Below are 9,412 nucleotides of genomic sequence, written 5' to 3'. Positions count from 1 at the left end.
AAGGCAGAAGCTGGCTTTAGTAGCTGCTTAAACCTCTATTTTTGATGTCAGTTAAATATGGGGGGATTACCCTTAAAAGCAAGAGAAGCAGCTTTGCCATTTACACACAATTCAAGCAATTTCTTATAATGACCATCAGCTCGCTCAGTCGCGGTTAAAAAAATCAGATTTGAATTAGAAAAATATTTAATTAAAAAACACTCATGCCTTGCATCCTTTAAATGCTCATCCTTATACCATAGTGGTGTTCTAACTATTTTTGATAAAAATATAAAAGTACTACAGTCATCACTTTCCCAAGCCCAAATAATGGGAAATAACGTAAAATGTTTTTTAATTTTTGAAAAATCGGGAATCTCTCTAACTTTATAGACGGCAATAGATTGTGGAAACCGAAACGCATCAAAATTTATATCTTCGCAATGCGAAAATGAGTCACCCATTTGTTCAAAAAAAATTGATAACTCTTGTTGTTTTGTTAACTGCTTCTCAACAGCATCTCCGATAAGAATTTCCCAATTTACACCATCACGATTAAGCTCTGAGCTTTCTGCTTCTATATCTTTTTCTATTGCAATAAAGGTAGCTGTGCCTGTATGTTCATCGTTTGTTCGAGTAAAACGGCCAACAAATTGAAGTGTTGGAACTAATGATCTATGCACCCTATGAAGCACAGCAATTTTGAATTTTGGGAAATCATAACCCTCGCCATACATATCTACACATACAATGCCATCTAACTTCCCTTCATTAAGCTCTTGCTCAATTTTCATAAGCTGCTGCTTAGATTTTTTGCTATGCACTGCTTCAACTTTCAAACCAAAACTCACATACATATCAGCTAATATTTGAGCATCAGAAATTTTATCTGTGCGGGCTAGTAAGCGATGCTGCAATCCAGTATTAGCATCGCGTCGATAAATTTCTATCGCTTTGTAGATCAGTGCTAAATTACGCTCTCTTAACGAAGCATTGTCATCAATTTTTACTGGACAAAAATGGACTTTTCCAAAAGATTTTTCGTCAACTGCTTTATGTAAGGAATAATGAAAAATGAGCTTCCCAGGTATTTGCTTTTTATCTCTACGGAAAGCAGTAGCTGAGAAAAGGGCATGATATGCATTAGGAGTTGCACGAATGAATGCGGCCCAAGTACGAGCCGGTGTATGATGCCCTTCATCAAATAATACTAAGTCAAAAAGATTTTGCGGAAATTGCAGGATATCTATGTGCTCAGGGCTTGCTGATGATGGAGTACATACAGCTACATCATATTTTTCTAATTCTTTCCAGCTTTTCATTGAATTTATGCGATGATCTATGGTTATCACTTTCGGACCAATTAACTCATTTTCGCTAGGAAGAACATTTAATCTGCGTAATATTTCTAATGTTTCGAATGCTTTTGCTGTCTGGATTCTTAGTAAATTAGTAGGGGTTACAATTAATACACGCTTTGCTTGTACAAGAAAACATATAGCTATAAATACAGCTGTTTTACCATAACCTGTTGGTAGTGAAATTATTGCGGGGTCATTATTTTCTATAAAATGAGCAGCTAAAGCATATAATGCTCCAACTTGACCCCGTCTTAACCCTGAGTTAGGTGTCAAACTTTCTCGAATTTTTAATAGCTCTGAGTATTTTTTAAAATAACTCATTCCCTACTCCCACCTCAATATTTTGTGGATAGCAAATCCTTTCATTCTATTATAGACAATTAATGCCCTGCGTCACTGCATCTCAGCAGTGACGCAGAACAAACCATTTAAATTTATAATTTAAATTCAATAACCTATCTAATTTTGTCCTGGCGCGCCACACGCGTCAGGACAAAATTTCCCCACTATAAGCCTTGCCACGCAAGCACCATTTTGATAGTTTTTACCTATCACAACTGATGAGCCTGTAAGGCGAAACCTTCTAGGTCTTGTGATAAGCCACCCCTGCTCCCTAACTCAGTGGCTGGACGTCAAGTCGGGAACCCTCATGGATTCTTTGCTTCAAAGCAAAGCAAATTCTTCGGAATTTGAAGTCACGAACATTTCAGTAATGACCAAGGATCAGGTGCAAAGTATTACTTGCATTAAAATTAATTAACCAAAAGGAGAAAAAACCTCAAAATCTGGTGTCAAAGCCGGCCATATCGTTTGCCTTATAACGATTGATTTGCCCGCTAATCGAGCATACAGCGCAAGCCGGGTATCGCCTTTGAGTGAGCCGCTCGACCAACACTAAACCAAAGTCAGGGCAAGTAATTTTTTCCGGATTGGATGATGCGAAAATATTCTTTGAGACAAGCGGCAAACCGGTATTTAAAAACGGAAAATCGGGGAAGCTACAGGGATAAAAAACATCGCGCCTTTGTTATTCATAAAATGATTGACGGGTTATTTATTATTGACAATATCCCATCTTCGTTTAAAACACTTAATTCTACTCACATCCATCAATTAATTTCACATTGGCAAAAGCAGAAATTAAAGCCTGCGACAATAATGCGCTACATGACAATCATTCGTAATTTTTTAAGTGATATGAATTGTCACTTACTCGATATTGACAATAAGACTCTTGGATTAATTCGCCAATACCCATTAAAAAGTAAAGCAAAAATTAATAGCAAATTCCTTCAACTTTTCACTGAGAAATCAGTCTGCCTCGTTATGGCAATGCAAGTTAATTTTGGGCTTACTTTTAGCGAAGCAATACATTTTATTCCAGATATTCATTTCCGCGAACACAGGCTTTGGATTACACGAGAAATTGCCTTTAACTCCTTAGACAGGACAATCCCAATACGTAATGAGATTCAGAAGCGTACTCTGTCTGAGTTGATTCAATTGACCCAAGGTAATCAATCCCTATTACACCTCCATGGCTATGACAAGTTACGCAGGCTTTGGCGGGAAGAATTAACCAAATGCAAACTGCCTTCTAATAAAAATTATCGCTATCTGTACGCGCAAACCCTAAATAAAGAATTATCTCCGATTTTAGGGCATTACCAGACGAATTGGCTCATTCGTGATGAATTGGGCATTAAGTCACGCAATACATTGTGGTTGTATCTCAATGAGTAATACCAAATTGCGAAATGCACATTATTCAATCAACGAATGCCTTAAAGACCTAAAGGGCTACTCTTTTGCAAGCAAAGCCGACATGCGCCATATGTTAAACCGTTGCATAAAAGATTTGCATGAATTGGGCTATAAATTAGGCCACATTAATGGTTTAAAACCAAAACACGTTTATGTACTTGTCGATCATTGGCAGAAACAAGGCAAGAATCCCGCAACACTTAAAAACTACATGTCTAAATTGCGTAAAGTTGCAGTCTTGTTGGATAAACCTCAATTAGTCAAACCCAGCAATGATAGTTATCAAATTAGTCGGCGCAGCTACGCTCCAACTGTGAATAAGGCAATCCATCATATCGATTTTTCCCGATGCACAGAGCCTCTTATTCGTCTATCGTTAGAGGCTCAGACACTCTTTGGTCTGCGCCGCGAAGAATCAATGAAGATTAGGCTCAGCGAGGCCTGGCAAGGCAATGAATTAAAAATCAAGCCCAGCTGGACAAAAGGAGGCATTGGCCGAATCCTCCCCATTACGAACGAAGAACAACGGCAGTGGATATTAAACGCTGTACAACAAGTACCTAAAGGACAATCTCTCATTCCAGTGAGTAGAACCTACAAACAACACCTGAGTTGTTACCAAGCCCAAACAAAGCTAATGGGCATTAACAAATGTCATGGCTTGCGTCATGCTTATGCCCAAAAACGTTATCATGAATTAACCAAGGTGTTTGATCATCAGGGTAAAGGATTAATTTGTCCTATAAATGGTGGAAAATCACGTAAACTATTAAACTGCTATGAAAAAGCCATTGATCTCAAAGCTCGTGAAATCATAAGCCGCGAATTAGGCCATTCTAGACTTGCCATCACCAAAATCTATTGTGGTTAGTAGGTGATTATGTGCAGTAGCCAAATAAAAACCTTATTTAACATGGAAGTAACCAAAAGTTACTGCACATAATATCCCATACTATTTCTGTTAGGCAGCCAAAGTGGCTGCTGTAAACTGCGGAGATAGTCATGAAACAAAATAATTCCACACCAAAGAAACCATCCCTGGATGAGCTCGTTTTTGGTGCATTAAGCCAGCTCCAATCACTACATTATAATGGGCGCTCGATACGTCGCTATCAATCAACTTGGAATCGCTTAATCAAATTTGCCAAACAGCACGATTATGAAGATAAGCTGACACAGAAATTGATCATCAAATTTCTGGATCATTATGGTATTAATTCAGAAGAATTAACTCGTAAAAAATCAGGTTGGCGCAAACATGCTGAATATAATTTAAAGATTCTTTGGCAATTTGCACGTTATGGCTATTTTGAACGAATTCATACGTTAATACTAAAGCTCAATATCCCACAAGACATGAAGAAGGTACTGAATGAGTATGTAAAATACTGCGAAGAAAAAAGATACATTGGCGAATATTGTATCAACGAGCGAATAAGGCAAGTTGGGATTCTGCTGGATTTTGTTGCAAAACAAGGTATCCAAACGTTCGAACAAATCCAACCACAACATTTATCTCTCTTTATTTGTTCACTATGGCGATTTAGTAATAGAACTGTTTCCAGGATTGTGTCTGATATTAGACAGTTCTTAAAGTACTTATTTTTGCGTGATTTTATTACACGGGATATTAGCAAGGCACTTCCGGCCGTTCATGTTCCACGCGATGCCAAGATTCCTTCTACCTGGGATAGAGACTTGATAGTTAAATTGTTATCAGCGGTTGATCGCAGCTCACCTAAAGGCAAACGAGATTATGCGATTCTTTTATTAGCTTGCCGATTGGGATTGAGAACTGGTGACATTCGTGATTTAACACTGGATCAAATTGATTGGGAAGCTGAGACGTTGTCTCTTATACAATCAAAAACACAACAACCGTTAATCTTACCTTTAACTGAGGAGGTAGGTAATGCGTTGATTGATTACATTCAACTTGGCAGACCTAAAACGCACTACCGACAAGTATTTCTGCGAATGGCGCCAAAGTCTGTGCCTTTTAGCAAAGGAGCTCGTTTGTATCAAGTCGTCAAATATTGGCGCGATTTAGCAGGCATTAAATTTAGAACAAAACAACATCAAGGGTTACATTCATTGCGACATAGTTTAGCAACCTATCTCTTGGAAGAAGGCACTCCGTTCCCTGTCATTTCTAATATCTTAGGTCATTCCTCAGCGATTAGTACGATGATTTACGCCAAGTCCAGTATCGAAATGTTACGCGAAGTTGCCATATCCTTAGAGGGGGTAAGCCATGTCCAACACATCTAATGATGTTGAATTTTATAGTCCTCTTGCACCACTGATTAAACAGTTTATCCAGGAAAAACGGGCTTGTGGTCTTCAATACAATGAAGCACCAAGAATATTAAATCACTTTGATCAGTTTCTCTGTCAAACAACCCTCAGAGAAATGACTTTGCCTGAAGATCTGGTGTTGCATTGGTTGGAGAAATTTCCAAAGGAGCAAGCCTCAACCCATCAGCGCCGCATTAGCTTAATTCGCCAACTGGCCAGCATGATGGTGAGACTAGGCTATCCAGCTTATATTGTACCTGTTCAATTTGGCACACCAAGAGATTATACCTTCTTGCCTTATATTTTTACACGAGAAGAAATCGGTAAGCTGATTCATGCAGCAGACCAAATTAAACCAACTGCAAAAACGCCATGGCGACATCTTGTTATGCCAGAAATTTTTCGTTTGCTATATAGCTGTGGCTTTCGCGTGAATGAAGTATTGAATTTGCGTGTAGGTGACGTGGATTTAACTCAAGGCGTTATCACGGTTCGCAAAGCGAAGCATGATAAAGATCGGTTGGTGCCACCAGCACTGGATATGGTTGAACGACTGAGAGTTTATTCTGAACAAATAGCTAACATTTTATTAGAAAAACAAACAAATGAGGCTTTCTTTTTTCCTTCATCAGGACAAACAGCTTTAAGTGAATCAGGAATTTATTTTCAATTCCGCAAGCTCCTGTATCAATGCAAGATACCGCACGCTGGTCGCGGCAAGGGACCCAGAGTCCACGATCTTCGTCATGCATTTGCAGTGCACCGGCTTATTCAATGGTATGAAGAAGGAGCTGATTTAAATGCAAAATTGCCTTTATTAGTTACTTATCTTGGTCATCAAGATTTTACAGGAACACAAAAATATCTGCATTTAACAGCAGAGTTATTCCCCAATTTGACTGAACGTATGAACAAACAATTTGGCGGTGTTTTACCGCGCTGGAGGTAATCATGAAACCCACTGACTTATCCATTCACTTAACTCATTTTTTAACTGACTATATTATTGGCAAACGTAATTTAAGTCCTAATACGGTTAAAGCCTATCGGGATGTATTTATTATACTCTTAAAGTTTTGCCGAGATATTAAAGGGATTCCATTAGAAAAACTGAGGCTTGAACATATTGACGTTGGTTTAGTTGAATCATTTCTGGATTATATTGAGAAAGAACGCCATTGCAAAATTTACACACTAAATCATCGTTTGGCGACGCTACATGCATTCTTCCGTTATCTTCAAGGGGAGTCACCTGAGCATTTATTTCAATGCCAAAAAATTATATCGATACCATTACGACGATTTGTACGCGAAACAGTTGGGTATCTGTCTAAAGATCACCTGACAGCGCTACTGGCTCAACCTGATTTAAGTACACAAGAAGGTCGACGTGATGCTGTGATATTAAGTGTACTTTATGATACAGGTGCTCGCGTGCAAGAATTAATTGACATTTCAGTCGGTGATTTGCGACTAACAAATCCTGCTCAAATTCGCATTTTTGGTAAAGGAAGAAAAGTACGTATCGTGCCATTGATGCAAAACACAGTTGAGCTTTTGCAAGGTTATTTACAGGAGCGTCAGCTAAACACACCTGATAAATTTACACATCCTTTATTTACAAGTCACCATGGAAAGCGTTTATCACGATCAGGGGTGCGCTATATTTTCCAGAAATATGTACAGCAGATGCGCCAACAACATACTGAGTTTAATCAGTCAATCAGTCCACATAGTTTGCGACATACTAAAGGCATGCATTTACTACAGGGTGGTGTTTCATTAGATATTATTCGTGATTTCTTAGGCCACGTTGATATTAAAACCACGGAAATCTATGCCAGAGCTAATCTTGAAATGAAACGTGCTGCCCTTGAGAAAGTCACACCAGGACCGATACCCAAATTACCATCATGGAAGGAAAATAAATCGTTGCTCAAATGGCTACAATCATTATAAGTCTAGGCAAGATGTACACTTTCGTAGTAGAGCTCATCCATTATTAAAATATTATGTGTAGTGATTTCGAAAACAGACATTGAAAAATAAAGAAAAATTAGTGGTACTGCACATAATATTCTACTAACCACAATAAATCTTATGTGTTGCAACACATAAGACCTACCTAGGATAATAATAAATTAGCTATCAATCAGGTTCATTTAATTACAGGCTCAAATGAGATATTGCTTTCAATATTTCACTTGATAAAATCAAAATCGACACAACTGATGAGCCTGTGTAATTCCGGCGAAACCGCTACACGGTCTTGTGAAATGCCATCTTCGTTCCCTAATCCTATGGCAGAACGTTCAGTCGGGAAATTGGAGTTCTTGCTGTCATAGAAGAATTCACTTCATGGATTGTTTCACAGCAATTTGCTGATGAAATGCTGTAGGCATACTTCATTAACAGTCTGGCAAAATCAACCGAAATTTTGTGGTTGCTCATTGCATAACCCATGGGGGATTTAAATCCCTTCTGGGGATTAATCCTCCTTTTTACAAAAAGGAGAAATACAATGCAAAAACAAGATTCACCCACTTTGGTCATTGAACATCTACTGGTTGAATTGGCATGGTGTATCGATGACCTGCATGGATTTAGACACCAGCTGTCTATAGAGGACGCCCTGAATGCTGAAACGAGTTTTCAAAAACTGGAAGCACTTATTTCCAGCGCGAAAACTCGAATCGGTACTCTCAGATTAATCGTAAGTTGATTCATTCATTATTTCCGCATAACAGATAACTGCCAATGCGGAAGTTGCCTGTTGTGCTTTTATTTAACAACAGGAGCTCATTATGACGACCTCATTAAATCGTGTCCAACTCATCGGTAATCTAGGATCAGAACCAAAGACAATCACTAACAAGGACGGTTTTTCGTTTGTTACCGCTACATTAGCGACCAATGAGTCATTCAAACAGAATGACCAATGGAAAACTCATGTGGAATGGCACAATCTTGTGATTTTTGGAGATCAAAGCAGAATTATTAACTCTCTACACAAAGGCAGCTTGATTTTTATTGAAGGCAAGCTGCGATCCAACCTGTGGACTGACAAAGAAGGGAAAGGTCGTCAGTCACTCAGTATTGTAGTGAGTAATATCCACTTGCTTGATAAAACCAATGATTGCAAATCAACTACAAGCAGTACTGCTGAAAGCCATATGGCACAGATGCGAGGTATGTTGCTTGATGATTCAACAGACGAAAAACTTTAACATCATAACCCACACGGGAGCATTCTCCTGTGTGAGGCTGCTCTCTATTTTAAGGAGAACAACTCATGATAAGCCCGAGCATTTATGTTGCTTGTTTGGCCTCTTACATTGAGGGTATTTTGCATGGCAAATGGATTGATGCCAGCCAAGGCAAAGTAATTATTGATGAGCAAATTCAGGAGATGCTATCGGAGAGTCCTATTGAATACGCAGAGGAATACGCGATTCATGATTATGAGGGATTTGGTAGCCTCAGGATCAGCGAGTTCGAAGATTTGGAAACCATCATTCAATATGTTGAGTTTATGAGCGAGCATGGGGAGCTAGGGCAAGTTCTGTTAAGTGAGTATGGGCTAGATGAAGCAGAACAGATGATAAATGATTATTATCATGGTTCTTATGATTCCGAAGTTGATTTTGCCTGGCATATTTTTGAAGAATGCTATAGCAGTGCGATACCGAACAATCTAATTTGCTATTTTGATTGTGAGGCGTTTGCCCGCGATCTGTTTATTAGTGATTACTGTTCAGTGGAAGCAAATGGAGAAACACATGTTTTTTCAAGGTACTAAGCCCTCTCAGGAGGGCTTAATTTTGTGATTGGGTTAATTTGAGGCTAAGCAACTCCAAATGTTCTATATTTATACTGATCGGTATTCTACGGAGCCATTGCCATGGAAGTTAAGGCAGCATTTTATTGGGATGTCAGTAATAAAATAATTAGCTATGTTGTAATAAATACAGATGTATTCGAAATTTTGGTAGAACCCGAACGCATCCAAG

General features: G+C 38.7%; 9 protein-coding genes. 8 read left to right on the top strand and 1 reads right to left on the bottom strand.

From position 1 onward, the window contains the following. Positions 1–47: 47 nt before the first annotated feature. The gene (locus tag Lery_RS14530) at positions 48–1,661 is read right to left on the bottom strand and encodes a DEAD/DEAH box helicase (RefSeq protein ID WP_058527936.1); all 1,614 of its coding nucleotides are present in this window, start codon (positions 1,659–1,661) and stop codon (positions 48–50) included. A 615-nt stretch (positions 1,662–2,276) separates the two neighbouring features. Between Lery_RS14530 and Lery_RS14525 the strand changes: the two genes are divergently transcribed. The 8 genes from Lery_RS14525 to Lery_RS14490 all read left to right on the top strand — a co-directional run bounded on the left by Lery_RS14525 (position 2,277) and on the right by Lery_RS14490 (position 9,201). Continuing rightward, entirely contained in the window at positions 2,277–3,083 is an 807-nt protein-coding gene (locus Lery_RS14525; protein ID WP_058527935.1) for a phage integrase N-terminal domain-containing protein, read from the top strand. Then, a complete protein-coding gene (locus Lery_RS14520; protein WP_058527934.1) occupies positions 3,076–3,975 on the top strand; it encodes a phage integrase N-terminal domain-containing protein in 900 nt (299 codons plus the stop codon). The genes Lery_RS14525 and Lery_RS14520 overlap by 8 nt, the downstream gene beginning before the upstream one ends. A gap of 131 nt (positions 3,976–4,106) precedes the next feature. After that, positions 4,107–5,375, top strand: a complete 1,269-nt coding sequence (locus Lery_RS14515; protein ID WP_035922519.1) for a site-specific integrase — start codon at positions 4,107–4,109, stop codon at positions 5,373–5,375. After that, positions 5,359–6,351 (top strand): tyrosine-type recombinase/integrase, encoded by a 993-nt coding sequence (locus Lery_RS14510; RefSeq protein ID WP_028385240.1) that lies wholly within the window; start codon positions 5,359–5,361, stop codon positions 6,349–6,351. The genes Lery_RS14515 and Lery_RS14510 overlap by 17 nt, the downstream gene beginning before the upstream one ends. 2 nt (positions 6,352–6,353) lie before the next feature. Continuing rightward, positions 6,354–7,361, top strand: a complete 1,008-nt coding sequence (locus Lery_RS14505; RefSeq protein WP_028385239.1) for a site-specific integrase — start codon at positions 6,354–6,356, stop codon at positions 7,359–7,361. A gap of 562 nt (positions 7,362–7,923) precedes the next feature. Continuing rightward, positions 7,924–8,124, top strand: coding sequence for a hypothetical protein (locus Lery_RS14500; protein WP_058527933.1), 201 nt, complete (start codon positions 7,924–7,926; stop codon positions 8,122–8,124). A gap of 82 nt (positions 8,125–8,206) precedes the next feature. Then, positions 8,207–8,629, top strand: coding sequence for a single-stranded DNA-binding protein (locus Lery_RS14495; protein ID WP_058527932.1), 423 nt, complete (start codon positions 8,207–8,209; stop codon positions 8,627–8,629). Between the two features lie 65 nt (positions 8,630–8,694). Beyond that, complete coding sequence (locus tag Lery_RS14490; protein ID WP_058527931.1) at positions 8,695–9,201, top strand: antirestriction protein ArdA; 507 nt, start codon at positions 8,695–8,697, stop codon at positions 9,199–9,201. Positions 9,202–9,412 lie beyond the last annotated feature (211 nt).

Source organism: Legionella erythra, assembly GCF_001467615.1.
GTDB lineage: Bacteria > Pseudomonadota > Gammaproteobacteria > Legionellales > Legionellaceae > Legionella_C > Legionella_C erythra.
The sequence above is the reverse complement of the archived record's forward strand: the minus strand, read 5'-3'. Positions and strand labels throughout refer to the sequence as shown.

What these genes read in the sequence shown, in the direction of transcription:
- Lery_RS14530 (WP_058527936.1), bottom strand. Translation starts at nt 1,661, where the DNA reads ATGAGTTATTTTAAAAAATACTCAGAGCTATTAAAAATTCGAGAAAGT.
- Lery_RS14525 (WP_058527935.1), top strand. Translation starts at nt 2,277, where the DNA reads ATGCGAAAATATTCTTTGAGACAAGCGGCAAACCGGTATTTAAAAACG.
- Lery_RS14520 (WP_058527934.1), top strand. Translation starts at nt 3,076, where the DNA reads ATGAGTAATACCAAATTGCGAAATGCACATTATTCAATCAACGAATGC.
- Lery_RS14500 (WP_058527933.1), top strand. Translation starts at nt 7,924, where the DNA reads ATGCAAAAACAAGATTCACCCACTTTGGTCATTGAACATCTACTGGTT.
- Lery_RS14490 (WP_058527931.1), top strand. Translation starts at nt 8,695, where the DNA reads ATGATAAGCCCGAGCATTTATGTTGCTTGTTTGGCCTCTTACATTGAG.
- Lery_RS14495 (WP_058527932.1), top strand. Translation starts at nt 8,207, where the DNA reads ATGACGACCTCATTAAATCGTGTCCAACTCATCGGTAATCTAGGATCA.
- Lery_RS14515 (WP_035922519.1), top strand. Translation starts at nt 4,107, where the DNA reads ATGAAACAAAATAATTCCACACCAAAGAAACCATCCCTGGATGAGCTC.
- Lery_RS14505 (WP_028385239.1), top strand. Translation starts at nt 6,354, where the DNA reads ATGAAACCCACTGACTTATCCATTCACTTAACTCATTTTTTAACTGAC.
- Lery_RS14510 (WP_028385240.1), top strand. Translation starts at nt 5,359, where the DNA reads ATGTCCAACACATCTAATGATGTTGAATTTTATAGTCCTCTTGCACCA.